This window comes from Paeniglutamicibacter sulfureus (assembly GCF_039535115.1).
Taxonomy (GTDB): domain Bacteria; phylum Actinomycetota; class Actinomycetes; order Actinomycetales; family Micrococcaceae; genus Paeniglutamicibacter; species Paeniglutamicibacter sulfureus.
This window is the reverse complement of sequence record NZ_BAAAWO010000001.1, coordinates 1829211-1854077: the sequence shown is the minus strand read 5'-3', so window position 1 is coordinate 1854077 and position 24867 is coordinate 1829211. Positions and strand designations below refer to the sequence as shown.

General features: G+C 66.8%; 22 protein-coding genes and 1 riboswitch. Of the genes, 11 read left to right on the top strand and 11 right to left on the bottom strand.

Annotated features, from left to right (window positions below):
• The first annotated feature begins 164 nt into the window (after window positions 1–164).
• Window positions 165–746, top strand: a complete 582-nt coding sequence (gene dcd, locus ABD687_RS08465; protein WP_264269969.1) for a dCTP deaminase — start codon at window positions 165–167, stop codon at window positions 744–746.
• A gap of 90 nt (window positions 747–836) precedes the next feature.
• Here dcd and ABD687_RS08460 read toward each other — a convergent pair whose 3' ends face one another.
• The 3 genes from ABD687_RS08460 to ABD687_RS08450 are packed head-to-tail and all read right to left on the bottom strand — an operon-like array spanning window position 837 to window position 3753.
• Entirely contained in the window at window positions 837–1325 is a 489-nt protein-coding gene (locus tag ABD687_RS08460) for a GNAT family N-acetyltransferase (protein ID WP_264269968.1), read from the bottom strand.
• A gap of 29 nt (window positions 1326–1354) precedes the next feature.
• A complete protein-coding gene (locus ABD687_RS08455; protein WP_310292131.1) occupies window positions 1355–2383 on the bottom strand; it encodes a malate dehydrogenase in 1029 nt (342 codons plus the stop codon).
• A gap of 26 nt (window positions 2384–2409) precedes the next feature.
• Complete coding sequence (locus tag ABD687_RS08450; RefSeq protein WP_310292133.1) at window positions 2410–3753, bottom strand: MFS transporter; 1344 nt, start codon at window positions 3751–3753, stop codon at window positions 2410–2412.
• Between the two features lie 248 nt (window positions 3754–4001).
• Between ABD687_RS08450 and ABD687_RS08445 the strand changes: the two genes are divergently transcribed.
• Genes ABD687_RS08445 through mnhG form a run of 6 tightly spaced genes read left to right on the top strand, consistent with a single transcriptional unit; the run spans window position 4002 to window position 10353 of the window.
• Window positions 4002–6989, top strand: a complete 2988-nt coding sequence (locus ABD687_RS08445) for a Na+/H+ antiporter subunit A (protein ID WP_310292135.1) — start codon at window positions 4002–4004, stop codon at window positions 6987–6989.
• Window positions 6986–7450 (top strand): Na(+)/H(+) antiporter subunit C, encoded by a 465-nt coding sequence (locus ABD687_RS08440; protein WP_264269964.1) that lies wholly within the window; start codon window positions 6986–6988, stop codon window positions 7448–7450. The genes ABD687_RS08445 and ABD687_RS08440 overlap by 4 nt, the downstream gene beginning before the upstream one ends.
• A complete protein-coding gene (locus ABD687_RS08435) occupies window positions 7447–9075 on the top strand; it encodes a Na+/H+ antiporter subunit D (RefSeq protein ID WP_302264896.1) in 1629 nt (542 codons plus the stop codon). Before ABD687_RS08440 ends, ABD687_RS08435 begins: the two co-directional genes overlap by 4 nt.
• Window positions 9072–9686, top strand: a complete 615-nt coding sequence (locus ABD687_RS08430) for a Na+/H+ antiporter subunit E (protein ID WP_310292137.1) — start codon at window positions 9072–9074, stop codon at window positions 9684–9686. Before ABD687_RS08435 ends, ABD687_RS08430 begins: the two co-directional genes overlap by 4 nt.
• Window positions 9683–9946 carry an MrpF/PhaF family protein gene (locus ABD687_RS08425; RefSeq protein ID WP_264269961.1) on the top strand — a complete coding sequence of 88 codons (264 nt, stop codon included), beginning with the start codon at window positions 9683–9685 and terminating at the stop codon, window positions 9944–9946. The genes ABD687_RS08430 and ABD687_RS08425 overlap by 4 nt, the downstream gene beginning before the upstream one ends.
• The gene (gene mnhG, locus ABD687_RS08420; protein ID WP_302264900.1) at window positions 9946–10353 is read left to right on the top strand and encodes a monovalent cation/H(+) antiporter subunit G; all 408 of its coding nucleotides are present in this window, start codon (window positions 9946–9948) and stop codon (window positions 10351–10353) included. Before ABD687_RS08425 ends, mnhG begins: the two co-directional genes overlap by 1 nt.
• Window positions 10354–10451: 98 nt before the next feature.
• On the opposite strand, the gene ABD687_RS08415 is transcribed toward mnhG, so the two are convergent.
• Complete coding sequence (locus tag ABD687_RS08415) at window positions 10452–10712, bottom strand: DUF4235 domain-containing protein (protein WP_264269959.1); 261 nt, start codon at window positions 10710–10712, stop codon at window positions 10452–10454.
• 71 nt (window positions 10713–10783) lie between these two features.
• Window positions 10784–10905: riboswitch (TPP riboswitch) on the top strand.
• Between the two features lie 54 nt (window positions 10906–10959).
• Here ABD687_RS08415 and ABD687_RS08410 point away from each other — a divergent pair.
• Together ABD687_RS08410 and ABD687_RS08405 are read left to right on the top strand one after the other, a co-directional pair.
• Entirely contained in the window at window positions 10960–11583 is a 624-nt protein-coding gene (locus tag ABD687_RS08410; protein ID WP_302264902.1) for an ECF transporter S component, read from the top strand.
• A 15-nt stretch (window positions 11584–11598) separates the two neighbouring features.
• Window positions 11599–13968 carry an ATP-binding cassette domain-containing protein gene (locus ABD687_RS08405; protein ID WP_377700292.1) on the top strand — a complete coding sequence of 790 codons (2370 nt, stop codon included), beginning with the start codon at window positions 11599–11601 and terminating at the stop codon, window positions 13966–13968.
• An 88-nt stretch (window positions 13969–14056) separates the two neighbouring features.
• On the opposite strand, the gene ABD687_RS08400 is transcribed toward ABD687_RS08405, so the two are convergent.
• Together ABD687_RS08400 and ABD687_RS08395 are read right to left on the bottom strand one after the other, a co-directional pair.
• On the bottom strand, window positions 14057–14518 hold the full coding sequence (locus tag ABD687_RS08400; protein WP_310292140.1) for an NUDIX domain-containing protein: 462 nt from the start codon (window positions 14516–14518) through the stop codon (window positions 14057–14059).
• 61 nt (window positions 14519–14579) lie between these two features.
• Window positions 14580–15455, bottom strand: a complete 876-nt coding sequence (locus ABD687_RS08395; protein WP_302264904.1) for an aminodeoxychorismate lyase — start codon at window positions 15453–15455, stop codon at window positions 14580–14582.
• A gap of 100 nt (window positions 15456–15555) precedes the next feature.
• Here ABD687_RS08395 and cls point away from each other — a divergent pair, with 100 nt between their 5' ends.
• Window positions 15556–17046: a cardiolipin synthase gene (gene cls, locus ABD687_RS08390; RefSeq protein ID WP_264270371.1), complete on the top strand. Its 1491-nt coding sequence runs from the start codon at window positions 15556–15558 to the stop codon at window positions 17044–17046.
• Between the two features lie 35 nt (window positions 17047–17081).
• Here the strand turns inward: cls and ABD687_RS08385 are convergent, their stop codons facing one another.
• The 5 genes from ABD687_RS08385 to ABD687_RS08365 form a co-directional block, all read right to left on the bottom strand.
• Entirely contained in the window at window positions 17082–19124 is a 2043-nt protein-coding gene (locus ABD687_RS08385; RefSeq protein WP_310292142.1) for a chorismate-binding protein, read from the bottom strand.
• Window positions 19114–19605: a low molecular weight protein-tyrosine-phosphatase gene (locus tag ABD687_RS08380; RefSeq protein ID WP_344760982.1), complete on the bottom strand. Its 492-nt coding sequence runs from the start codon at window positions 19603–19605 to the stop codon at window positions 19114–19116. The genes ABD687_RS08385 and ABD687_RS08380 overlap by 11 nt, the downstream gene beginning before the upstream one ends.
• A 138-nt stretch (window positions 19606–19743) precedes the next feature.
• Window positions 19744–20364: a LysE family transporter gene (locus ABD687_RS08375; protein WP_302264910.1), complete on the bottom strand. Its 621-nt coding sequence runs from the start codon at window positions 20362–20364 to the stop codon at window positions 19744–19746.
• Between the two features lie 50 nt (window positions 20365–20414).
• The gene (locus ABD687_RS08370) at window positions 20415–21905 is read right to left on the bottom strand and encodes a glycoside hydrolase family 1 protein (protein WP_310292146.1); all 1491 of its coding nucleotides are present in this window, start codon (window positions 21903–21905) and stop codon (window positions 20415–20417) included.
• A gap of 216 nt (window positions 21906–22121) precedes the next feature.
• The gene (locus tag ABD687_RS08365; RefSeq protein WP_264270376.1) at window positions 22122–22586 is read right to left on the bottom strand and encodes a MarR family winged helix-turn-helix transcriptional regulator; all 465 of its coding nucleotides are present in this window, start codon (window positions 22584–22586) and stop codon (window positions 22122–22124) included.
• 110 nt (window positions 22587–22696) lie between these two features.
• Here ABD687_RS08365 and ABD687_RS08360 point away from each other — a divergent pair, with 110 nt between their 5' ends.
• Entirely contained in the window at window positions 22697–24841 is a 2145-nt protein-coding gene (locus ABD687_RS08360; RefSeq protein ID WP_377700291.1) for an MMPL family transporter, read from the top strand.
• Window positions 24842–24867 lie beyond the last annotated feature (26 nt).

Here is a 24867-nt window from a genome sequence, read left to right as displayed (position 1 = left end):
AAAAAGCTGGATGGAGCCCTTTCAGGATAACTGCAGACCCCGTGGTTCTGCCCATGTCTGCCGGGCACTGATTTGCGATTCGCGGCCGCGGCCACCCTGCCGCCGGCAATCCGCCCGCGTCTTCGATGCCGGAACCGCGGGACAAATGGGATATTTTGGGTACTGTGCTGATTTCTGATGGTGATATTCGACGCGAGCTGGCGTCCGAACGTATAAAGCTGGACCCCTTCGACCCGGCGATGATCCAGCCGGCAAGCGTGGACGTGAGGATCGACCGGTTCTTCCGTCTCTTCGACAACCACAAGTACGCCCACATCGACCCGGCCACGGACCAGCCCGAGCTGACCCGACTGGTGGAAGTCGAGCCGGACGAGCCGTTCATCCTGCACCCGGGCGAATTCGTCCTGGGATCCACCTATGAAACGGTCACCCTGCCCACCGACATTGCCGCCCGGCTTGAAGGCAAAAGCTCACTGGGACGACTTGGATTGCTGACCCACTCCACCGCCGGTTTCATTGACCCCGGATTCTCCGGACACGTGACCTTGGAACTGTCGAACATGGCGACCCTGCCCATCAAGCTGTGGCCGGGCTCGAAGATCGGGCAGTTGTGCTTCTTCAAGCTCTCCTCCCCGGCCGAGCACCCGTATGGTTCCGGGGCCTACGGGAACCGCTACCAGGGCCAGCGCGGCCCCACGGCGTCGCGCAGCCACTTGAACTTCCACAGGACCACCCTGGAAAACTAGGTAGCCGGGCGACCGGCCAATACGCCTGCGGGCCCCGATTCCCCGGGGCCCGCACGCGTATGCGGGCCAGGGCACCGGGTGGGAATGTTACTAGAAAACCAGCTTCATGCCCTCGTGGCTAGCGATGAAGCCCAGGCCCTCATAGAAGCGGTGGGCATCCGCGCGGCTCTTGTCGGTGGTCAACTGCACCAGCGCGCAGCCACGGTTGCGCGCGTACTCGATGGCCCACGTCAAAAAGCTCCTGCCCAAGCCGCGGCCGCGGAAGTCCGCGTGGGTGCGAACAGCCTCGATCTGGGCGCGCCAAGCCCCGCGGCGCGAAAGCCCCGGGATAAATGACAGCTGTAACATGGCGAGAACCTGCCCGGCGCTCTCGCACACCAGTAGTCGGTGCGCCGGATCGCTGTCGATTGCCGCCAAGGCTGCTAGATAAGGCGCTGAATCGGCGTCTGGGGACGAATCACGGGTCGCTCCCAGGGGATCGTCGGCCAACAGGGCCAAAAGTGCCGGAAGGTCCTCCCTGACGGCATCGCGCACCGCTACCTCCAGCCCGTCGATCTGCAAGACCGCTCTTTGCTCCACTGGCCATTTCCTTTCTCGGACAGCCCCCGTTAGACCAGTCCCAGGGACCTGACCATGTCGCGTTCCTCTTCGAGCTCCTTGACCGACCTGTCGATGCGGGCGCGCACGTCCGCGGCCATCGAAAGTCCCTGCTGGATCTCCCAGGCGCCGTCGCGGGCATGTACCGGGAAGGAACTGACCAGCCCCTTCGGGACGCCATAGGAGCCGTCGGAGCGGATGGCCGCCGATGTCCAGGAACCGGCGGTTCCCTGCACCCAGTCGCGGACGTGGTCGATGGCCGCCGCCGCTGCGGAGGCCGCCGAGGAGGAGCCCCTCACGTCGATGATCTCCGCCCCGCGCTTGGCCACCCGGGGAATGAAGGTTTCATCGAGCCATGGGGCCACCTTGCCGGCACCGCCAAGGGCTTCGGCCAGGGCATCGGGCAACGGGCGTTGGGTGCCGTCCTCCCCGACGAGGACGCCGTGGGAGACATCGGGAACCTGGGATGCCGAATGGTTGCCCCAAATGACGACATTCCTGATCGAACCCACCCCAACCTCCAGGGTGCCGGCCAACTGGGCCAGCGCACGGTTGTGGTCCAGGCGGGTCATCGCGGTGAAGCGTTCGGCTGGGACATCGGGCGCATGGGCGGCGGCAATCAACGCGTTGGTGTTCGCTGGATTGCCCACCACCAGGACCTTCACATCGTCTGCGGCGCCGGTGTTGATTGCCGCCCCCTGGGGGCCGAAGATGGCGCCATTGGCCGAGAGCAGGTCCCCGCGTTCCATGCCCGGGCCGCGGGGCCGGGCGCCGACCAGCAACCCAACATTGGTGCCGGCGAAGGCGCGGGCGGCATTGTCGGTGACCTCGACCGAGTCCAGGGTGGTGAAGGCGCAATCCTGCAACTCCAGGGCGGTGCCCTCCGCAGATTTCAGGCCGGCCGGGATTTCCAGCAACCGCAGCCTGACCGGAACCTCCTGCCCGAACATGGCACCCGAGGCGATCCGAAAGAGCAACGCATACCCGATCTGCCCTCCGGCGCCGGTCACTGTCACTGTCACTGGTGTATGGGTGCTCATGGCTCCCATACAACCATCAACGCCGCTCAGGGGCCACGGTCCAGGGGGACCGGCCCGTGGCCCGGTGCCCGCACCGGGATCAGCAGAAGCAACCCCAACAGGAGCACGGCCAGGATGCCCAGGATGCCATAGCGCTGGGCCTCGGCAACGTGGGGGGCCGCCAGGGCAATCGACGCGGCAAACAATGCCGGGGCCAGGAAGCTGACCGCGCGGCCGGTGGTGGCATAGAGGCCAAAGAGTTCGCCCTCTTGCCCCGCGGGGGCCAGCCGGGCCAGGAACGCGCGGCTGGAGGACTGGGCAGGCCCGACGAACAGGCAGAGCAGCAGACCGAAGACCCAGAACCCGGAGGCACCGGGGGAGAGGAAGACACCCAGACCCGCCACGAGCAACCCGATGAGCGAGGCGATGATCACGCGCTTGGGTCCGATCTTGTCATCGAGCACCCCACCCACCATGGCGCCGAAGGCAGCGACGACGTTGCCGACGATGGCGAAGATGATCACCTGCTGCAACGGGAACCCGAAGGTTCCGGCGGCGATGATGCCGCCGAAGGTGAACACCGCCGCCAACCCGTCACGGAAGACGGCGCTGGCGAGCAGGAAAAAGACGGTGTGGCGGTCCTTGCGGGCCAAGGCAACGACCCTTCGCCACAGCTCGGCGTAGGACTGCAGGATGGTGAAGCGCGGCCCGCCGGGTTCCCCCGGGATCTCCGGCACCGCGAAGAGCACCGGTAGCCCGAAGCCCAGGAACCACACCGCGGAGAACACCGCGACCAGTCGCAGGTTCAGGGCATCGGTCTCGGAGGCACCGGCCCATGGGAAGATCGGGGTCACCAGCGTGAACAAGACAATGGCCAGCGCCAGGATTCCGCCGAGGTAGCCCATGCCCCAGCCAAAGCCCGAGACCTTGCCGATGGTCGCGGGGGTGGAAATCTGCGGAATCATTGCGTTGTAGTTCACCGTCGCGAACTCGGCAAAGACCGAAGCCAGCGCAATGAGCGTCACTCCGAGGACCAGGAAGCGCGGTTCGGGGAAAATGAAGAAGCAGGCCGCGGTGAGCACCGCGACGATTATCGTGTTCACTCCGAGCCAGAAACGGCGGCGTCCGCCGGCATCCGAGCGCAATCCCGTCACCGGGGCCAGCAGCGCGATCGCCACGCCGGCGATGGCCAGTCCGTTGCCCAGGACCACCGAGTTGGCATCCGTGTCTCCGAAAAGATCACTGGTCAGGTAGACGGTGAAGACGAAAGTGATCATCACCGCGTTGATGGCCGCGGAACCCCAATCCCATGAAGCCCACGCCACGACGGGTTTGGTGATAATACGTTGCCGATCGGTCGAGGCCGACGGTGCCGCGGGAAACTCGCTCATGGGTGCATCGTAGCCGCATCGAACCAACAACGGGGATGCCTCGGATAAATGCATCGTGGCGTGCCGCGAAATGAATCATTGTGCGACGGATCTTTAACAATCTGAAATGACGCATTATTCCGCAAGATTTCATCAGCTGAATCACGAGTCAAATCGCCGGGCAAGGGCATGCCGGCTGTTAGGATGAAGGAGACTTTTTTGACCGTTTTGCTGCCAGTGCACTGGCCCGCCGACCATAGGAGATACGTGTGCTCCTTGTCCTGATTGCGCTTTTTGCCGTTGCGGGAATTGCACCTTTGATTTTTCGATATCTGGGCCGGTCAACGTTTTATGTCCTGGCCGCGGCTCCGGCGCTGGCCTTCGTCTGGCTGCTGGCGAATTTCCCGGCATTCACCCAGTCCGAACAGGCCGTCGCCAGCGGCGGCCCCAATGCACCGCCGTCCGAGCTCTATAGCTGGATCGGTCCGCTGAACGCCCATCTCGATTTCCGGATGGATGCCCTTGCCGCGGTGATGTGCGTTCTGGTGCTGGGAGTCGGTGCCCTGGTGCTGTTCTATTGCGCACGCTATTTCAAGAACGAGGATCCGCACACAGCCGCCTTTGGTGCCCAATTGCTCGCCTTCGCTGCCTCAATGTTCGGCCTGGTGACCGCCGACGACTTGCTTCTGCTGTTCGTCTTCTGGGAATTGACCACGATCCTGTCGTTCCTGTTGATCGGCTTCAACCGCACCCGTATGAGCGCCCGACGTTCGGCCCTCACCGCGCTGATGGTCACGACCTTTGGCGGCCTGACCATGCTGGCCGGGCTGATCATGCTGGGCAATGCCGCCGGAACCTATCGCATCTCCGAGATCCTGGCAATGGCACCGGACCTCACCGCCCTGGGCACCTACATCGACGTGGCCATTGCCCTGGTGTTGATCGGGGCCGTCTCGAAGTCCGCGTTGGTTCCCTTCCACTTCTGGCTGCCCGGTGCGATGGCCGCACCGACGCCGGTCTCCGCCTACCTCCACGCCGCAGCCATGGTCAAGGCCGGCATTTACCTGGTTGCGCGGTTGGCGCCCGGCTTTAGTGAAACCGCCTTTTGGCAACCGATGCTGCTGTGGCTCGGCCTTGCCACCATGCTCATCGGCGGCTGGCGCGCGCTGAAGCAACACGACCTCAAACTGCTGCTGGCCTACGGCACCGTCTCACAGCTGGGCTTCCTGATCCTGATCATGGGCGTAGGCACCCCCAACGCGGCGCTGGCGGGCCTGGCCATGATGCTGGCCCACGGATTCTTCAAGGCCACGCTCTTCCTGATCGTGGGCATCATCGACCACAAATCCGGTACGCGCGATGTCCACCAGCTTTCCGGGCTCTACAAGTCCTCGCCGTTGCTCTTTACGGTCGCGGCTATTGCCTCGGCCTCCATGGCCGGGTTCCCGCCGCTCTACGGCTTCGTGGCCAAGGAAGCCGTTTACGAGTCCCTCCTGGAATACGCCCAGGGCCATGGCACAGCCGGCATGGTGCTGTTCATCGGCGTGGTGGCCGGGTCAATGATGACCTTCGCCTATGCGGCCCGTTTCCTCTGGGGCGGATTTGCAGCGAAGCCAGGCATGGCACCGACCGCCTTCCCCAAGGTGCCGCTGTTGTTCCTGACGCCGTTGCTCGTCCTGACCGCCGCCACCGTCGCATTCGCCTGGATCCCGCAGGTCCTTGAGGGCGCCATTGCCCCGTACATCGGGTTGTTCGAGCCCGCCCAGACCCCCATCCACCTGGCACTCTGGCACGGTTTCACCCCGGTGCTGGGACTCACGGCCCTGACCATGGTGGTCGGTGCATTGCTCTTCCTGGCGCGTGAAAAGGTCTTTGCCTTCCAGGCCAAGGTCCCCGCGGTGTTCGATGCCGAACGCGATTACAAATACACCGTCGGCGGCGTGGACAACCTGGCCATCTGGCTCACCGGCCGCACCCAGCGTGGTTCCCTGTCCTTCTACCTCGTAGTGATCCTGTTGGTGGCGCTGCTGCTGCCAAGTTCGGTCGCCATCATGCTCAGCACCCCGGACCCGGGGAACTTCATCGCCTTTGACCATCCCGCCCAGATGGTTATCGGCCTGATCATGATTGTCGGCGCCATCGGGGCAGTTCAGGCCAACCGGCGCTTCCTGGCCGTGCTGATGGTTTCGGTCAGCGGCTACGGCATGGCGGCGATCTTCGCGCTACAGGGAGCGCCAGACCTGGCCATCACCCAGCTGCTGGTGGAAACCATCGTGCTGGTGGCCTTCGTGCTGGCACTGCGTGCCCTGCCGGTGGAACTGTGGGCCAAGAACCCCACCGGCCATCGGCTGGGCCGCGCGCTGATCGGCATCGGCTTCGGTGCGTCGATGATCTACATCGCCGCCACCTCAATGGCCTCGCGCGTGGCCGACCCCATTTCGCTGGCCTACCCGGAGCTGGCCTACGTCGGCGGGGCGGGCAAGAACATCGTTAACGTGACCCTGGTGGACATGCGTGCCTGGGACACCTTCGGCGAGATCACCGTGCTCGCGGCCGCCGCCACCGGCGTCGCCTCGCTGATCTTCGTGCGCGGTCGCGGAGACAAACGGCTGCGCGTCTCCGCGGTGCCCCACGGTTCGGTGGACCACGGCTCGGAGGCCATCGGCGGACGCGACCAGAGCCGTGCGGGACTTGCCGTGGCGCGGAACTTCGCAATCTCCAAGAAGGACTCCTGGCTGGTGGCAGGCCATACGCTGGCCCCCGAGCGACGCTCCATCACCTTCGAGGTGGTCACCAGGCTGGTTTTCCACACCATCCTGCTGGCTTCGGTGTACCTGCTGCTGGCCGGGCACAACACCCCGGGCGGCGGCTTTGCCGGCGGCCTGCTGGCCGGCCTGGCCCTGGCCATCCGCTACCTGGCCGGCGGCCGGGTGGAACTGGCCGAGGCCACGCCGGTGAGCCCGGGAACGCTGATGGGCACCGGGCTGGGGCTCGCGGCACTCACCGCGGCGGCACCGCTGCTCTTCGGCGCCCAGATGTTCACCTCCGCCGCCATCGAATTCACCTGGCCGCTCTTCGGGGAGCAGAAGTTCGTGACCTCGACGATCTTCGACATCGGCGTCTACCTGGTGGTGGTCGGGCTGGTCATCGACGTGCTCCGTTCCCTGGGCTCGGAAATCGACGACCGTTCCGAGGGCCGCAGCCCCACCGACACACATGACATGGTTTCCGACGCGGAGACGGGAGTGGGACGTTGAGCACCAATATCACCTTGCTCATAGTGATGGGCGTACTTTTTGCCGTCGGGATCTACCTCCTGCTCGAACGCTCGCTGACCCGGGTGCTGCTGGGCATCGTGGTGCTGGGCAACGGGGTGAACCTGTTGATCCTCTCCGCCGGCGGACGCCGCGGCGAGGCCCCGCTGTACCAGTCGGCGCTGGGCCCGGAACAATACAGCGACCCGCTGCCGCAGGCGCTGATCCTCACGGCCATCGTGATCACCTTTGCGGTGACCGCGTTCATGTTGGGCATCATCTACCGCTCCTGGGTGATTTCCCGGGCCGACGTGGTTGCCGACGACGTCGAGGACCTTCGCGTCTCCCAGCAGTCGACCTTCGACTTCGAGGAAGACTCGCCGGTGCCGGAAGACACCACCGAATTCGAGGGGGACGACTTCGTGCCAACTGACACCACCACCGACAAGGGGCCCGGCGCATGATCGACGCACCACTGAGCGCCGTTTCCTTTGCCCCGCTTGCCGTGGCCCTGCCGATCTTCGGCGCGGCCCTGGCCTTCATCCTGCGCCGCAAGCGCCGCACCCAGCGCGCGGTGACCATTGGCGTCCTGGTGTTCACCCTCATCCTTGAGACCTGGATGCTGGCCACGGTCTGGAACGGCGGGACCTACTCGGTCACCCTGGGCGGCTGGGCGCCGCCCTTCGGAATCTCCATGGTCGTCGACGGGTTCTCCGCCTTCATGCTGGTGGTCTCAACCATCGTCTCCCTCGCGGTGCTGCTCTACGCCACCAGCCAGGGCATGGCCGACGGGGACGAGGACGGGCCGGTGTCGATCTTCCACCCTGCCTACCTGATCCTGGTGGCCGGCGTGTCCAACGCCTTCCTCGCAGGGGACCTGTTCAACCTTTATGTGGGCTTCGAGATCCTGCTGACCGCCTCCTACGTGTTGCTGACCCTGGGCGGCACCACTGCGCGCATCCGCGCGGGAACCACCTACGTGGTGGTGTCGGTGACCTCCTCGGTGCTGTTCCTGATCACCATCGGCATGATCTACGCGGCCGTCGGCACCGTGAACATGGCCGATTTGGCACAAAAGCTGCCGGAGATTTCCCCTGGCACCCAGACGGTGCTGCATGTGATGCTGTTGGTGGCCTTCGGGATCAAGGCAGCGGTCTTCCCGCTGTCTTTCTGGCTCCCTGACTCCTACCCCACCGCGCCCGCGCCCGTCACCGCCGTGTTTGCCGGGTTGCTGACCAAGGTGGGCGTCTACGCCATCATCCGCACCGAGACCCTGCTCTTCCCCGGGGACCGGCTCTCCGACGCGCTGATGGTCGTCGCCGGCCTGACCATGCTGGTGGGAATCCTCGGTGCCGTGGCGCAGACCGACATCAAGCGAATGCTTTCCTTCACGCTGACCAGCCACATCGGCTTCCTGATCTTCGGCGTGGCCGTGGGCAACCAGCTGGGACTCGGCGCCACCGTGTACTACGTGGCCCACCACATCGTGGTGCAGACCTCGCTGTTCCTGGTGGCGGGGCTCATTGAGCGCCGCGCCGGAACCTCGAACATCGACCGGCTCGGTTCCCTCGCGAAACTCTCCCCGCTGCTGGCCCTGCTCTTCTTTGTCCCCGCCATGAACCTCGGCGGCATCCCGCCGTTCTCCGGCTTCCTGGGCAAGCTGGGGCTGGTCCAGGGAGGTGCCGAGCTGGGCACCCCGATGGCCTGGGCGCTGGTGGGAGTCTCCCTGCTGACCTCGCTGCTGACCCTGCTGGCCGTCGCCCGCATCTGGAACAGGGCCTTCTGGCGCAATGCCGAGGACGCCACGGACCCTGACCCGCTGCTGCTGGTGGGCGTCTCCGCGGCGCGCGGCGCCACCTACGACATCGTCGCGGACGAGCCGGCAAGCCGCTATTCCGACCGCGGCAACGCAGCCCTGCTGCCCAACGGCATGGTCGCCATGACCGCCGCCCTGGTGCTGGTGGGCGTGGCCTTGACGGTGTTTGCCGGACCGCTCTTCGACTTCACCGACAGGGTGGCCATGGAAATGCTGGACAAGGGCAACTACATCGAGGCCGTCCTCGGCACCGGAGAAGGGCAGGCACGATGAGTCCGGAACAACGACTGGTCGACGCCAAGGACGAGAGCGGCCATCGCCAACGCTCCACGCTGCGCCAGGAAATCCCGCTGCTGATCGGCATGACCCTGGTGTGGGGCGCGCTTTGGCAGGACTTCGCCGTCGGCAACCTGGTCTTCGGGCTGCTGATCTCGCTGCTGCTGGTGCGGGTCTTCCGCCTGCCGCCGATCATCCTCTCGGGACGCTTCAACATCTGGCGTGCAGTCGTCTTCATCCTCGCCTTCCTGCGCGACATCACCCGGGCCAGCTTCGAGGTCATGTTCCTGGCGATATTCCGCGGGCCGCGGACCACCAGCGCCGTCATCACCGTCACGCTGCGCACCGAGTCCGATCTGCTGGCCACCTTCGTGGGCCACGTGCTGACGCTGGTGCCCGGCTCCTATGTCGTCGAGGTGGACCGAAGGTCCTCCACGCTGTACCTGCACGTGCTCAACGTCAACGACCAGGCCGGCGTGGAGAAGGCCAGGGCGGCCGTCTTGCTGATCGAGGAACGGCTGATCCGCATGATGGGCACCAAGGAAGAACTGGCCGCGCTGAACGCCGAACCAAAGGCAACGAACAACCAAGACGGAGCAACCTCATGATCATCGTCCTGTGGATCTGCGGCATCACGCTCTCGATTGCCGCCTGCCTGGCCATCGTCAGGCTGGCAATGGGCCCGTCCATCCTGGAACGCGTCATTGCCACCGATGTCCTGTTGCTGATCATCTCCGCGGCACTCTGCGTGGAAATGACAGTCAACCGGCACACCAACAACCTGGTCTTCGTGCTGCTGGCGTGCCTGGTCGGATTCGTGGGTTCGGTCACCGTTTCCCGCTTCGTCACGGATCGGAGAAACGCCTGATGCTTGACACCATCATCGACATCATTGCCGGGACGTTCATGATCGTCGGCTGCCTGATGTCCCTGGCCGCCGGAATCGGCATGCTGCGCTTCCCGGACCTGCTTTCGCGCCTGCACGCGGCAACCAAGCCGCAGGTGCTGGGTTTGTTCCTGCTGCTGGCTGCGCTCGGGCTGGAATTGCGTTCCTGGGCGGTGCTGCCGGTGCTGGTCCTGGCCTGGTTGCTGCAGTTGCTCACCGCGCCGGTCTCCGCGCACATGGTGGGACGCGCCGGATACCGGACGCGGCACCTCAAGCGCGAGACACTCGTGGCCGACGAACTGGCCGCCGTCGTCGAAGCCGCGGCCCAGCGCGAGGAACAAGAACACGGCAAGGGCCAGCCCCGGGACCGCACCGACTTCATCGACTAACTCCCGCGGCGCCAAACCCTGCCCGCGAGGCGCGGAGGATCGCCGGAAACGCTTAGGGGCCTACGGGATATCCGTGGGCCCCTGAAGCGTTTGTGGTGTCAGGCCTTCTTGGCGAACCGGGCAAGGGCCCGTTGGGTGCCGCGGTCGGTGAACACCTGGATCAGGGCCGCAGTCGTGGCCGACAGGACGGCGAAGCCAATGATCTGGCGCAGGCTGGCCTCGGCCTGCGCTTCCGCGTTGCCATGCTTCGGCGGCTTCCGGCCGGTGAAACCGGTCCAGGCCTTGTCGACGATTTTTCCACCCAGGAAACCGGCGGCGATCGAGATAGCTGGGCCGATGAGTTTCATCAAGCTGTTCAAGGGGACTCCCAAATGTTGCGGGCAACGGTACCTGCCCCAGCATAGCGTGAGGTAGCATCATAGGACTGAAACAATCACGACAGGGGAGCGTCGTGCGAAGAAATTCGCACCAAGACGCTGAGAGTGCGGATAGCCGCAGACCCTCGAACCTGCCCCGGCTAGTACCGGCGAAGGAAGTCGAGTTCTCAGGGGTGCGTTCAAAGTAGCGTTTTCCCTCCCCTCCTTGTATCCAAGGAGGATCACCACCATGAGCACCACCAACCAGCCCGCCGGGCACAAGCCGGCAACCTCGTCCTGGCGTGTCGTTGACATCGTCATCGCGGCCGTCATCGCCGTGTCCTCGGGCGTCATCTTCTGGGCCTGGAACAGCACCCACCACCTGCTTGACTTCCTGTTCCTGGCCTTCCCGCCCTCCGCCTCCCTGGTCTCGGGCATGTGGCTCTTCCCTGCGGTGCTCGGCGCGCTGATCATCCGCAAGCCCGGTGCCGCACTCTTCTGCGAAATCGTCGCCGCCATGGTCTCGGCACTCATGGGCTCCGAATTCGGGCTGACCGTCCTGGCCTCCGGCCTGATCCAGGGCCTTGGCGCTGAACTGGTGTTCGCCGCGTTCCGCTACCGCAAGTTCAACCTTCCCGTGGCACTGCTGGCCGGAGGCGCGGCAGGGCTCTTCGGCAGCGTCAACGACACCTTTATCTTCCGCTGGTTCCCTGAATACACCACCGGCATGCTCTTCTCCTACATCGCGTTCATGACCATCTCGGGCATCGTCATTGCCGGGCTGCTGTCCTTCCTGGCCACCCGCGCCCTGGCCAAGACCGGTGCCCTGGGCGCCCTGGCCAGCCGCAAGGCGGCCGCCGAAGCCATCCTCTAGGACGCGGCAGCCATCATGACATCACCTTCGATGCTGGACCGTGAAGCCGGCGCCCCGGACACCGGCCGCCGGGTGGCCACGGCCGTCTCGGTCAGCGCCCGCAACTGGGGTTGGCGGCATGCCGACCGCGCCCAGCCGGCGCTCCGCGGCCTTGACCTGGATATCCGCGCCGGGGAACGCGTGCTCCTGGCCGGTCCTTCGGGCGCCGGCAAATCCACGCTGCTCTATGCCCTGGCGGGGGTCCTGCACGAGGACGACGAGGCCTATTCCTCCGGCGAACTGCTGCTGGACGGAATCCCCTCGGCCCAGGGCCGCGGTCTGGTCGGGCTCATGCAACAGGATCCCGAAACCCAGGTCGTCCAGGCCCGGGTCGGGGACGACACTGCTTTCGGTGCCGAAAACCTGTCGGTGCCGCCGGAAGAGATCGCCCAACGCATCATCGATGCCCTCGATGCCGTGGGCCTCGATGTCCCGCTGGACCACCCCACCGCCGCACTTTCCGGCGGACAAAAACAGCGCCTGGCCCTCGCCGGGATCCTTGCCATGGGCCCGGGGCTGGTCCTTCTGGACGAGCCGACGGCGAACCTCGACCCCGACGGCGTGCTGGAGGTCCGCGACGCGGTGCTGGCGGCGCTGGATGCCACCGGGGCGACCCTGCTGATCGTCGAACACCGCCTGGAGGCCTGGGCTCCGCACATGGACCGGGTCATCGTGTTGGAACCGGGCGGCGGCATCGCCCACGACGGAACCCCCGACGAGCTCTTCGGGCCCGGGAAGGTGCGCGAGGAACTGATCTCCGCCGGGGTCTGGGTCCCCGGATACACCCCGTCGATCCACGTGCGGCCCGCCGCAACGGATGGCGGCGCACTGCTGCTCGAGGCCAAGGAGCTGGCGGTCACCCGGAAGCGCGGCGGATCAATCGCTGCCGGGGGACTTGACCTGCGCGTCGCGGCCGGCGAGGCCTGGTGCGTGCGCGGGGCCAACGGCTCGGGCAAGTCGACCTTCGCCCTGACGCTCGGGGGCTTGCTGCCACAGGCCTCCGGCACCGTGCTGGCCACCGGGGAGCTGGCTGCCGGCTCCGAGGCCCGCCCCTACCACTGGCGCGCCACCGAACTGGTGGGACGCATCGGTTCGGTGTTCCAGGAACCGGAGCACCAATTCGTCACCAACACGGTCCGCGAGGAATTGGCCTTCGGGCCTGCCCACGCGGTCAAGCCCGGCACCCGGGAACCGCTGTTCACGGACGGGGAGATCGAGGCACGGGTCGAAACGCTGCTGTCGCGGCTGCGGCTGGGACATCTTGCCGAGGCGAACCCCTTCACGCTTTCGGGCGGTGAGAAGCGACGTCTCTCGGTGGCCACGGTCCTGGCTTCGGGCCCGCGGATCCTGATCCTTGACGAGCCGACCTTCGGCCAGGACGCCAACACCTGGCGGGAGCTGGCGTTGTTGCTGCGCGAGGAACTGGAGCGCGGCACGGCAATCATCGCCGTGACCCACGACGTGGATTTCGCCCGTGCCCTCGGTGCCGGCGAATTTGTCCTCGAGAGCCCGGGGACCGCGCATGGCGAACCCGGCGTCGCGGTCCGGCCCGGGTTGCTGGAGGCCGATGCGCGCGGCGGGGCCAGCTTCCTGGGCAGGGCCAACCCCCTGGCCAAGCTCGCCGCGGTGGCGCTGGCAACGATCCCGCTGGTGGCCTCCATGGACTGGGTCAGCAGCGCCCTGGTGGTGATGGCGACCTTCCTGGCCTTGCCGCTGGCGGGGCTGTCGATCCCGCGCTTCCTGGCTCGCGGCTGGCCGCTGCTGCTCGCGGCGCTCTTCGGGGCCTGGGGCACCGCACTGGTGGGCAACGATTCCGGCGCGGTTCTTCTTGACCTGGGCATCTTCGACATCACCGAGGGTTCGCTGGCTGCCGGCGCCGCCACGGGCCTGAGGGCCTTCGCGATTGCCATCCCGGCGGTGCTGGTGCTGTTCACCACCGACCCCACGGACCTGGCCAACGCGCTGGCGCAGAAGGCGCGGCTTCCGCACCGCTTCGTGCTCGGGGCGCTGGCGGGCATGCGCCTGCTGGGGTTGCTGATTGAGGAGTGGACCACGCTGGGCATGGCCCGGCGCGCCCGCGGCGTGGGCAGCCGGGGCTCGGCGGGGCAGCGGCTACGCGCGAACCTGGGACAGGTCTTCGGGCTGCTGGTCCAGGCCATCCGCCGGGCCTCGCGGCTGGCGGTGACCATGGAAGCCAAGGGCTTCGGGACCAATGCCCGGACCTGGCTCCGGACCTCTGTCTACGGGCGGCGGGATGCCGTCATCGTCGCCGCGGGCCTGCTGCTGGGTGCCGCGGCCACTTGGGCGGCCGTCACGTTGGGAACATGGAACCTGGTCTGGAGCTAGCCAAGCCAACGACACGACGGGGCCCTGCCCGGGTGCATCTTGCGATGGGCACGGGCAAGGCCCCGTTTGTTTCCCTGGGTGCTCCGGGCTACTCGGTGAAGCCCAGCGAGGCGATGGCCGGCAACGTGCCGGCCGCAAGGTTTTGCAGCACGTAGCGTTCATGCTCCGGCATGGGGTCGGGCAGCTTGTCCAGATCGAACCAGGCAATGGCCCCGCACTTCTCCGGCTCCATGATGCTCGGTTCCCCGGCCCAGCGGGACACGGCAAAGAAGAAGTCCACGCGCTGGGCGCGCGGCGAATCCCCGCCGTTGGCGCGGTGCAAGGTTGTCAGCGGGAGCAGGTCCCGCGGATCCACGCGCAATCCCATTTCCTCGGCGGCCTCGCGCACCGCCGCGGCTTCCACCGATTCCCCCGCCTCGACATGGCCGGCAGCGGCGCAGGCCCAGTGCCCGTCCATGAAGCCGGTGTTTTGGCGCAACTGGAGCAGCACCCGGTTGCCGCGGCGCAGCACCACGTAGGCGGCAGGCACCAGCTGGAACAGCTCTTGCATGGGGGCGTGTCTCGAATCCTTGGGGGGTCTGTCGGGGTCGTGGTTGCGGGCAAGCGCCCCCCTAGGCGATGGCGTCGACCATCGCGGTGAGCTCGGCGTGCAGCCCGGCGTCGCGGGCAATGGCTGTGCCGTCGATGGAGTTCACCGGGGTCAGCAACCGCACGCTGGAGACCAGCCAGAGGCCTTCGGCAGCCAGCAGGTCCTGCGGGGTCAGCGGCCCGTAGCCCAGTTCCCACCCGGCTTCCCGCGCGGCGGCAAAGATGGCGCCCTGGGTCGTGCCGGGAAGGATGCCGGTTTCCAGGGTCGGGGTGATCAGCCGCTTGGTGTCCCCGTCACGGTGTGCCATGAGCACCGTGGACGTCGGGCCCTCCAAGACGATTCCGTCGCTGGAAACGAAGATGACATCATCGGCGCCCAGCTTCCTGGCATGGCGCAACGCTGCCATGTTCACCGCGTAGGACAGCGTCTTGGCGCCCATCAGCAGCCACGGGGCGCGCTCGGCGACCCGCGAGTCGTAGCCGCGATCCAGGAAGATCACCGAGACCCCGCTCTCGCGCTGCTTCCGTCCCAGCTCCGGGGCGGGGGAGACCATGACCCAGGACGTGCCGTGCCCGGTGCCCTCGGTGCCGCGGGTGGCCACGAGCTTCACGACGGCTTCCTCGCTGGGGGACTCGGCATCGTATGCTGCCACGGCCGTCTTGATCGCCGTGCGCCAGTCCTCCTCGTGCGGGATCAACAAGTCGCACGTCGAGGCCGAGACGCGCATCCGTGCCAGGTGGGCGTCGAGCTTGCGCACGACCCCGCGGGAGTACAACGCGGATTCGAAGATCCCGTCCCCGCGCGTCACTCCCTGGTCGAGGACCGAGAGCTGTGCGGTTGCGGCATCGGCGATGCGGCCGGCGGGAAAATCGCTGTCAAGGAACACAAGTGCAGTCATGGCTACCAGATTACCGCCGCGAAAGTGGTTCTCCGGTGTGCGCCGTGCGGGCGGTAGTCTGGGGTATGGCCGGGAATCCGGCTCTGGCAAGGAGGGATCCATGGACGCAGGCAACGACGCACTGGAGATTGGTGCAGCCCTGTGGTCGATCGCCGTGGGCATCGAGCTCACCATCCGCATCACCATGGTGGGCATCGTTCCGGGCAACCGTCGCCCGACCACCGCGATGGCGTGGCTCCTGGCCATCTTCTTCCTGCCCGTGGCGGGCCTGCTGCTCTACCTGCTTTTTGCCAACATCAAGCTGTCGCGGCGCCGCATCGAACGCCAGCGCCGCGTCAACGCGTCGATCCTCGAAGCCACCCAGCACCTGAGCGGGGACACCTCGGCGCCCGATGCCCCGGACTGGGTGCTCTCTGCGGTCCAGCTGAACCGGAGGCTGGGCGCGCTGCCGCTGCAGGCCGGCAACGCGGTGGAGTTCATCACCGGCTACAAGGAATCCCTGGATGAGATGCGCCGGGAAATCGACAGGGCCCGGCGCTACGTGCACGTGCAGTTCTACATCATCGGCGACGACGAGCAGTATGTCGCCCCGTTCCTGGAGGCCCTGGAGCGGGCGGTGGCGCGCGGGGTCAAGGTGAGGGTGCTCTTTGACCACCTGGGCTCGTTGCGCGTCAGGGGCTACTTTTCCCTGGTGCGGCGGATGAGCGCCGCGGGCATCAAGTGGCGGCGGATGCTTCCGCTGGCGCCCTTCCAGCGCAGGTGGCGGCGCCCGGACCTGCGCAACCACCGCAAGATCGTGGTGGTGGACGGCCAGGTGGCCTTCACCGGCAGCCAAAACCTCATCGAGCCCGGATACAAGCGCAGCAGCGCGCACAAGCTCGGGCGGGAATGGGTCGAGCTCATGGCCAAGATCCGCGGCCCGCTGGTGACCAGCCTGGACGTGGTCTTCGCGACCGACTGGTCCCAGGAATCCGACGAGGACCTGCTCAACGACCTGGCGGTGGTGGAAGAGGCGATGACCGAGGCGCCGAACGCCGGGGAGGACCTGGGGCAGGTGGTGCCCAGCGGACCGGGTTTCGAGTCGGAAAACAACCTGCGGCTGTTCAACACGCTGATCTATTCGGCCACCGAGCGCCTCTCCATCACCAGCCCCTACTTCGTCCCCGACGATTCGCTGCTCTATGCCATCACCACCGCCGCCCAGCGCGGGGTGGCGGTGGAACTCTTCGTTTGCGAGAAGGGCGACCAGGCCTTGGTGCAGCACGCGCAGCAGTCCTACTACGAAGCCCTGCTGCGGGCAGGGGTGCGGATCTACCTCTACAAGGCCCCCGCGGTCCTGCATTCAAAGTGCATGGCGGTGGACAACGACGTGGTGGTCATGGGGTCCTCCAACATGGACATGCGTTCCTTCTCGCTGAACCTTGAGATCACCCTGATGCTCCTGGGCGCGGACCTGGTCGGTGAGCTGATGAAGGTTCAGGACATCTACCGGGCCAACTCGACCGAGCTCACCCTTGGGACGTGGAGCCGGCGCACCCCGGTGAACCGGTGGATCGACAACGTGGCACGGCTTTCAGCCACCCTGCAGTAAGCCCGGCGCCGCCGAAGGAGGGCGCGGGGGGCCGTTCAAGGTCCCGGGAATACGCTGCCCAGCGCGGAGAGGACGCCGAAGGCCTTGGTCCTGACCTCGTCCCATTCCTCCTGCGGCGACGAATCGGCGGTGATGGCACCGCCCACGCCCAAGGACAGGTTCCAGGTGCCGGGGGCAGCGGCGCTGCCCATGACCAGGGTGCGGATGACGACCGACAGGTCGGCGGCGCCGGTGGCGGAAAAATACCCCACGGCCCCGGAGTACAGCCCGCGGGCCCTGCCGTCCTCGAGCACATCCAGGATCTCCATGGTGGAGACCTTTGGCGCACCGGTCATGGAACCGGCGGGGAACGCCGCGGCAATGGCCTCGGCGCGCGGGGCACCGGGACGCAGCCTGGCGTCAATGGTGGAGACCATCTGGTGGACGCTCGCATAGCTTTCAATGGCGCACAGCCGCGGCACCGAGAGGGTGCGGGGATCGGCGAAATGCGACAGGTCGTTGCGCAACAGGTCCACGATCATGATGTTTTCGGCGCGGTCCTTGGGAGAGCTTTCCAGCTCCCGGACCAGGGCCAGGTCGGCCTCGGGCGAGTCACCGCGCGGCCTGGTGCCCTTGATGGGTTCGGCGCGCATCCAGCCATCGGAACCGATCGACATGAAACGCTCGGGGGAGGTGCTGGCCGCTGCCATGTCGCCAAAGCGCAGGTAGTGCGCGAAAGGCGCGGGGTTCGCAGCGCGCAGCCGCAGGTAGTTCTCCCACGGGTCGCAGGGCACCGCCTCCGCGCGCAGGGACGTGGTCAGGCAGACCTCGTAGCTGTTGCCCAGGCGGATCTGTTCCTGTGCGGCACGGACCTTTTCCAAGTAGGCGGGGCGGTCGTCATGCGCGGTGAACGCGGGTGCCGGGACCAGCGGCGCGGGCACGGCGGCGGTGGTCGGCAGCTGTGGCAGCAGCTCCCGGACGCGGCCGAAGAAGCCCTCGGCGTCAGCGGCAGCGGTGGACAGCAGGTGCACCGTGGAGGCCTGGTGGTCAACGACTACTACTTGGGAGGGCCTGATCATGGCGGCATCCGCCGGCCCAGAGGGTACCTGCGAGTCCACCCGGATGTCGCTGCCGCCGGTTTCCCGCTTGAGTTCGTACCCCAGGAAGCCCAGCCAGCCGGGAACAAACGGAATCTCTCCCTGCGCCGGCAGGAAGCCGGCGGCATCCCAGCTGCGGGCGAGCCAGTCGAAGAAGCCGCCCGCGAGCCGCGCCGTGGCGGTGCCCTCGCGCAAGATCCCCACCGCGCCGCGTTGTTCATAGACCGCGCAGTGATCGGTGGTGGCAGCGGCCATGATGGAGTAGCGGTTGCGTTGGCGCGGGTCCGCGAAGCCCAGGTTGCTGGATTCGAGCAGGACCGCGTGCCCGGCTTCGGCGTAGAGTGCTTCGAAGAGTGCGGCTGCGTCGGGGACCGCCTGCAGTGCGGTGTGCAACGGTGCTTGCGCCGCGGACTCGGTGCGTTCGGGGGAGAGAGCCGGGGCACACCGGGGCAAGGCCTTCAGCGCGCGCAGCACGTGGTCCGGGGCGCTTCCGTCCGCCCGGTTCTCCACGGTGACATCGGCGTTCTCGGGGACCGCATCGGCGGCGAGATACGCCTCTTCCTGGGCTGCCCAATGGTCCCAATGCTCGGCAAAGACCGCACCGTCGCGTTCCAGCGCCCTGACCTTGCGCGTGGCATCGGGAACCTGGACCCAGATCACTGCATCGAGCAGTTCGCGGGCGGCGGCACAGCCGGCACCCACGCCCTCGATGATCACGACGGGTGCGGGGGAGAGCGTGGAGCGCGGACCGGGGGTGCTTGCCGCCCAGTCCCAGCTGTTCCAGGCCGCGGCCTCGCCGCGTGACAGGGGTGCAAGGACCTGGGTGACATAGGCGTGGGTGCCGGCTTCCAGGCCGTCCCATCCGGGATAGATGTCCTCGAGGTGGAAGAGTGCTACCTCGCGGTGGCGGCGCAGCGCGGTGGCAAGTTCCGCGGCAAGCGTGCTCTTTCCCGCGCCCGATCTTCCATCGATGCCAAGGACCAGTACGGGGCTAGTTGCCACGTTGGGGCATGATGTGTGCGCGCACGTAGTCGAGAACGCCCGGGATGGCGGCGTTGACCATTTGCCAGCACAGGCGGAAGTCCGCCGAGTCGCCAAACCACGGATCATAAATGCCCTGGCCTTCGACCGGGGCCGAGGCCAGGGTCGTGTCGAAGGAGCGCATCATGCGCAAGTCGGGCCGGGGCACCGAGGAATCGGTAGGCAGCATCTTTGCCAGCGTCGCCAGGTGATCCTGGTCCATGGCCAGCAGCAAGTCGACACCGGTGATCATGGCGGGGTCCAGCACCCGCGCCACGTGCTCTTCGGCGTTGATGCCGTGGGACTGCAGGATGGCGGCGGCCCGCGGGTCGATCGCGTTCCCCACCTCGCCGTCGCTGGTGCCGGCGGACTCGACCGAGACGTCGACGATTCCCGCATCGCCAAGCGCGGTGCGAATCATGTACTCGGCCATGGGGGAGCGGCAGATGTTGCCCGTGGACACTGTGATTATCCGGAACATGGTTTTAGTCTAGGGCCCTGAAGCACCTCGTGACAGGACCAAACACGGTTCGCCGCGATGGTTATCGGATTGTGGCCTTGGCTGGGCCTTCCGAGGGGCATGGCGCGGGGTTGCAGCGACTCAGTGGATGAAGACCAGCAGGGCTGCGACGAAGATGAAGAGCGTGCCGAAGACCAGATTCAGGATCCGCTGGCCACGCTCGGTGGCCGTGAAGCGGCTGAAGCTCTTGGCCGAGGCTGCGAAGAACAGCCACATCACCATGATGTCCACCGCCACGATGGTGCCGATGAAGACCAGGTACTGTGGCAGCGCGGGGGCATCGAGGCGAATGAACTGCGGTGTGAAGGCCAGGAAGAACACGATGGCCTTGGGGTTGAGCAGGTTGATCCACAGCCCGCGCCTGAACATCGAGAGTGCCGATTCCCGGCCCTTGACGTCAAGCTCCGCCGCATCCTGCGGCTTGGCCAAGATCAGCCGCACGCCCAGGTACACCAGGTAGGCGGCCCCGGCGTAGCGGATGGCGGTGAAGGCCGCCGGGGAACGGGAGACCAGCAGCCCGACTCCGGCAGCGACCACGACCACGTGGACCAGCAGCGCCGCCTGCTGGCCCAGGATTCCCCACATGGAACGGCGGAACCCGGAGTTCAACGAGTTGGTCATGGTGTTGATTGCCCCGGCGCCCGGGGTGAAACTGATCAGCGTCGAGGCGCCAAGAAGCGAAAGCCACAGGGAAAGAGTCACCGCTCAAGTTTAGGGCAGCTCCCCGACCCTCCCGTACCCGCGGCCAGCCGTTACCGGCGGGCCGGCAGACGGTGCGAGGCCGCAACCTGCGCGTACCACTTGGCCGAGGCCTTGGGGATGCGGGCCTGGGTGTCATAGTCGACTCGCACGATCCCGAAGCGCTTGTCGTACCCGAAGGACCACTCGAAATTGTCCATGAGCGACCACACCAGATACCCGCGCACGTCCGCGCCCTGCTCCATGGCCCGGTGCGTGGCGCGAAGGTGCGCGTCGATGAAGGACAGTCGGTCCCCGGAATCATCGACAAAGCCCGCTTCGTCGGCCACGTCGTCATAGGCGGCGCCGTTCTCCGTGATCACCATGGGGATGCCGGCCGGGCCGGTGTAGTGCTCCTCCAAGCGCAGCAGCAGTCGCTCCAGTCCCCCGGGTTGGACCTCCCAGCCCATGGCCGTGCGTGGCAGGTCCCGCCAGGCGCGCCCCACCCGTTCGCTGCCCACTATCGGGGAGCGGCGGGGCAGGCCGCGATCCGAGGCGAACACCAGCGACTCATCGGGTGCTGGCGGCGTCGTGGGCCCGGCCACCAGCTCGCCGTTGTAGTAGTTCACGCCCAGCACGTCGATGGGAGCGGCGATGACCTCCAGGTCGTTGCCGCGGATGTGGCGTTCAAGTCCGGCCTCGGCCATGTCCTCGAGCACATCCGTCGGGTATTGGCCGCGGAAAATTGGATCGAGGAAGATGCGGTTGAAGGCGCCGTCGATGCGCCGTGCGGCATCGACGTCGACCGCGTTGGCGGGGTTGGCCGGATCTGCCACGGTGAAGTTGAGCGTGATCCCCAGCCGGTGCTCCTTGTCCGCCACTTCCCGCATGGCGCCGCTGGCCAGCCCGTGCCCCAGCAGCAGATGGTGCGCCGCTGCCACCGCCTCTTCCGGGTTCGTGTGCCCGGGGGCGTGCTCGCCGCCTGCATAGGAAAGGAAGGAAGAACACCACGGCTCGTTCAGCGTGGTCCAGTCGGTGACACGGTCCTTCAGGTGCTCGAACACTTCAAGCGCGTAGTCGGCAAAGCGGTAGGCGGTATCGCGGTTGGCCCAGCCGCCGCGCTCCTGCAGCGCCTGCGGCAGGTCCCAGTGGTAGAGCGTGAGCCACGGGGCGATCCCGCGGCCCAGCAGTTCATCGACCAAACGCGAGTAGAAGTCCAGCCCCTTGGGGTTCAGGGTCCGGTCCCCGGGCTTGATCCGCGCCCACGAGGTGGAGAACCTGTAGGTGTCCAGTCCGAGCTCGGCCATGAGCGCCACGTCCTGCGGCATCCGGTGGTAGTGGTCCGCGGCAACGGATCCGTCGTGCCCCTCGAAGACGGCGCCGGGCACCCGGCAAAACGCATCCCAGATGGAATCCTCGCGGCCCTCCTCATGGGCGGCGCCCTCGATCTGGAAGGCCGCAGTGGCGGAGCCGAAGCGGAATCCGGGTGGAAACTCAAGGGTGCGTGTGGAATCGAGTCCGGCGGCAAGCGGGTGGGGCGTGCCGGTGGTGGGGAGTTCGGTCATGGCGGGGAGTGGTCCTCAACGATCATGAACGCACCAGCGTTCGGCCGACGGTTGCCACGAGCCTAGTGCGAATCGCCGCCGCGGGCCAGAGGAGGCGGGCAAGGCCGGGGGAGGAGCCCTTCCCGGAACGTGAGCCCGTGCCGCGCTCGCAGGGCCGCGCTCGCAGGGACGCGCTCGCAGGGACGCGCTCGCAGGGACGCGGCCCGGCGAGCGCGGCTAGGGGTGCTCCGCGTCGTTCCGTGCCCTGTCCACGCCGGCCGCCGCGTCGGCCATGAAGCGGGAAACCAGCTTCACTTCCTCGTCGGTGTAGGTGGAAATGACCTCCATCATGCGCGCCGCCAGGGGCGCAAACATGGCACGCCCGTCGGCCTGCGCCTTCGGGGTCATCTTGATGCGGACCACGCGGCGGTCCTTGTCGATGCGCAGGCGCTCGATGTGGCCAACGCGCTCGAGCCGATCCAGCATGGCGCTGGTGGCCGGTGAACTCAGTTGCAGGGTCCGCGAGAGGTCGCCCGGGGTCGGAGGGTTTCCCGCACGTTCGAAGCGCATGATGACGGCCAGGGCGTTCATGTCCGTGCGGTGGGTCTTGTGCCGGGTCCCGGTCGATTCGACGTAACGGTCCGATGCCTGACCGAACTGCTGAAGTAGCAGGACGAGTTCGAAGGCGGCGGCGGGATCCATGCGGACCATTCTATGTCGGAACTTGAAATAGTTCCATGATGGAAATACTCTTTGGTGGAGACGTAGCGGGATGTGGGCGCAAAGCCGCCCGAACAACGAGGGGTTGGATCATGGGCAATCACGTCATGGGGGCCGGGAGTGGCCCCGGCCAGCGGGTAATGAATCGCCGGCCCGGAACGGGCAAGGCGGTCTTCCGCGCGGTGCTGGCCGTCGTGCTGGTGGCGCTGTGGCTGGGCATCGCGGGCGTGGGCGGGCCGACCTTCGGCAAACTCGGCGAGGTGCAGACCAATGACCAGGCGGCTTTCCTGCCGGCCACTGCCGAGGCGACCCGCGCCCTTGAGTGGCAGGCGAAGTTCCGCACTTCCGACGCCATCCCGGCGGTGGTGGTGATTGCCGGGGAATCGGCCATCGACCAAGAGGAAATCAAGGCCCTGACGGCATCGCTGAAGGACCTGGACGGACTGGACGGCGACATTGTCGGTCCCTTCGCCTCCGAGGACGGACTTGCCGCCCAGTTGCTCGTTCCGCTGGATGGCAGTGGCGAGGTCGAGGATGCCGTAGAGACGCTACGGGCCGAGCTGGGCGAGCGGGTCCCCGCTGGCACCCGTGCCTACGTCACCGGGCCCGCCGGCTTCAGCGCCGACCTCGTTGAGGCCTTCGGCGGGATCGACGGCGTCCTGCTGGGCGTGGCGCTCGGCGCGGTCTTCCTGATCCTGCTGCTGGTCTACCGCTCTGTCCTGTTGCCCCTCACGGTGCTCTTCACCGCCGTCGCCGCGCTCTGCGCAGCCATCTTGGCGGTGTACTTCATGGCCAAGGAAGGCTGGATCCGGTTGGACGGGCAAAGCCAGGGCATCCTCTCGATACTCGTCATCGGTGCGGCGACAGACTATTCCCTGCTGTTCGTGGCCAGGCACAAGGAAGCGCTGTCCGGCGGGAAGGATCGCTGGGAAGCGGTGGCGACTGCGTGGAAGCGATCCGCGGAACCGATCCTGGCCTCCGGCGGCACCGTGACCGCGGGCCTGCTGTGCCTGCTCTTCTCGGACCTCAATTCCAACAAGGCGTTGGGCCCCATTGGGGCCAGCGGCATCGTTTTCTCCATCATCGCGGCCCTGACCTTCCTGCCCGCCGCCTTGGCACTGCTGGGCAGGAAGGCCTACTGGCCCTTCATGCCCAAGCCGGAGGCCCGGCTGGCCCCCGAGGAGTTGCCCGCGGGCCTGTGGGGACGCGTCGCCGGTTTTGTCGGCCGCCATCCCCGACCCATCTGGGTGCTGACCGCGCTGGTGCTGGCCGCCGGGGCGCTGGGCATGACGCAGTTGAAGGCCTCGGGTGTGCCGCAGAGCGAACTGGTCCTGGGCCAGACCGATTCCCGCGACGGGCAAATCGTGCTGGGCGAACATTTCCCGGGTGGCACCGGGAGCCCCTTGTTTGCCATCGTCGATGAATCCAAGGCGAACGAGTCGCTGGCCTCGGTGCAGGACGCCGACGGGGTGGCCTCGGCCTATCTTCAGGCAGCCGACGGCGGGCCGGCGTTGGCCCAGGCAGGCAGGGAGCCACAGCTGGTCGAGGGACGCAGCCTGATATCCATCACCCTGAACGACGCGGCGGATTCCGATGCGGCCAAGTCCACGCTGATCGACCTGCGCAACCTGCTCCACCAGGTGGATGCCGGCTCGTTGGTCGGCGGAACCACCGCAACCCTGGCCGACACCGCCACGACCGCCCAAGCGGACCTGGTCAAGATCATTCCGCTGATTCTCGGTGCCATCCTGGTGATCCTGATGTTGCTGCTGAGATCGATCCTGGCCCCGGTGCTGTTGGTGGCAACCACCTTGCTGTCCTACGGCACGGCCATGGGCGTCTCTGCATGGGTGTTCGACGGCCTCTTCAACTTCGCCGGAGCCGATCCGTCGGTTCCGCTCTTCGGCTTTGTGTTCCTGGTGGCGCTGGGGGTTGACTACAACATCTTCCTGATGACCCGGGTCAGGGAGGAATCCTTGGTCCACGGGACGCGTTCGGGGGTCCTGCGCGGGCTGGCGGTCACCGGAGGGGTGATCACCTCCGCGGGCGTCGTGCTGGCCGCGACCTTCGCCGCCCTGGGCATCATCCCCATCATGTTCCTGGTCCAGCTCGGATTCATCGTGGCCTTCGGCGTCCTGCTCGACACCTTGGTCGTTCGGTCGCTGCTGGTTCCGGCGCTGGTCCGCGACATCGGCCCCAAGGTCTGGTGGCCGAGCAAGCTCGGAAGCACAAGGTAACGGATCTCTCGTTCGGCGACGGGCCG

What these genes read in the sequence shown, in the direction of transcription:
- ABD687_RS08455 (WP_310292131.1), bottom strand. Translation starts at nt 2,383, where the DNA reads ATGAGCACCCATACACCAGTGACAGTGACAGTGACCGGCGCCGGAGGG.
- ABD687_RS08450 (WP_310292133.1), bottom strand. Translation starts at nt 3,753, where the DNA reads ATGAGCGAGTTTCCCGCGGCACCGTCGGCCTCGACCGATCGGCAACGT.
- ABD687_RS08435 (WP_302264896.1), top strand. Translation starts at nt 7,447, where the DNA reads ATGATCGACGCACCACTGAGCGCCGTTTCCTTTGCCCCGCTTGCCGTG.
- ABD687_RS08430 (WP_310292137.1), top strand. Translation starts at nt 9,072, where the DNA reads ATGAGTCCGGAACAACGACTGGTCGACGCCAAGGACGAGAGCGGCCAT.
- ABD687_RS08425 (WP_264269961.1), top strand. Translation starts at nt 9,683, where the DNA reads ATGATCATCGTCCTGTGGATCTGCGGCATCACGCTCTCGATTGCCGCC.
- mnhG (WP_302264900.1), top strand. Translation starts at nt 9,946, where the DNA reads ATGCTTGACACCATCATCGACATCATTGCCGGGACGTTCATGATCGTC.
- ABD687_RS08410 (WP_302264902.1), top strand. Translation starts at nt 10,960, where the DNA reads ATGAGCACCACCAACCAGCCCGCCGGGCACAAGCCGGCAACCTCGTCC.
- ABD687_RS08405 (WP_377700292.1), top strand. Translation starts at nt 11,599, where the DNA reads ATGACATCACCTTCGATGCTGGACCGTGAAGCCGGCGCCCCGGACACC.
- ABD687_RS08400 (WP_310292140.1), bottom strand. Translation starts at nt 14,518, where the DNA reads ATGCAAGAGCTGTTCCAGCTGGTGCCTGCCGCCTACGTGGTGCTGCGC.
- ABD687_RS08395 (WP_302264904.1), bottom strand. Translation starts at nt 15,455, where the DNA reads ATGACTGCACTTGTGTTCCTTGACAGCGATTTTCCCGCCGGCCGCATC.
- cls (WP_264270371.1), top strand. Translation starts at nt 15,556, where the DNA reads ATGGACGCAGGCAACGACGCACTGGAGATTGGTGCAGCCCTGTGGTCG.
- ABD687_RS08370 (WP_310292146.1), bottom strand. Translation starts at nt 21,905, where the DNA reads ATGACCGAACTCCCCACCACCGGCACGCCCCACCCGCTTGCCGCCGGA.
- ABD687_RS08365 (WP_264270376.1), bottom strand. Translation starts at nt 22,586, where the DNA reads ATGGATCCCGCCGCCGCCTTCGAACTCGTCCTGCTACTTCAGCAGTTC.
- ABD687_RS08360 (WP_377700291.1), top strand. Translation starts at nt 22,697, where the DNA reads ATGGGCAATCACGTCATGGGGGCCGGGAGTGGCCCCGGCCAGCGGGTA.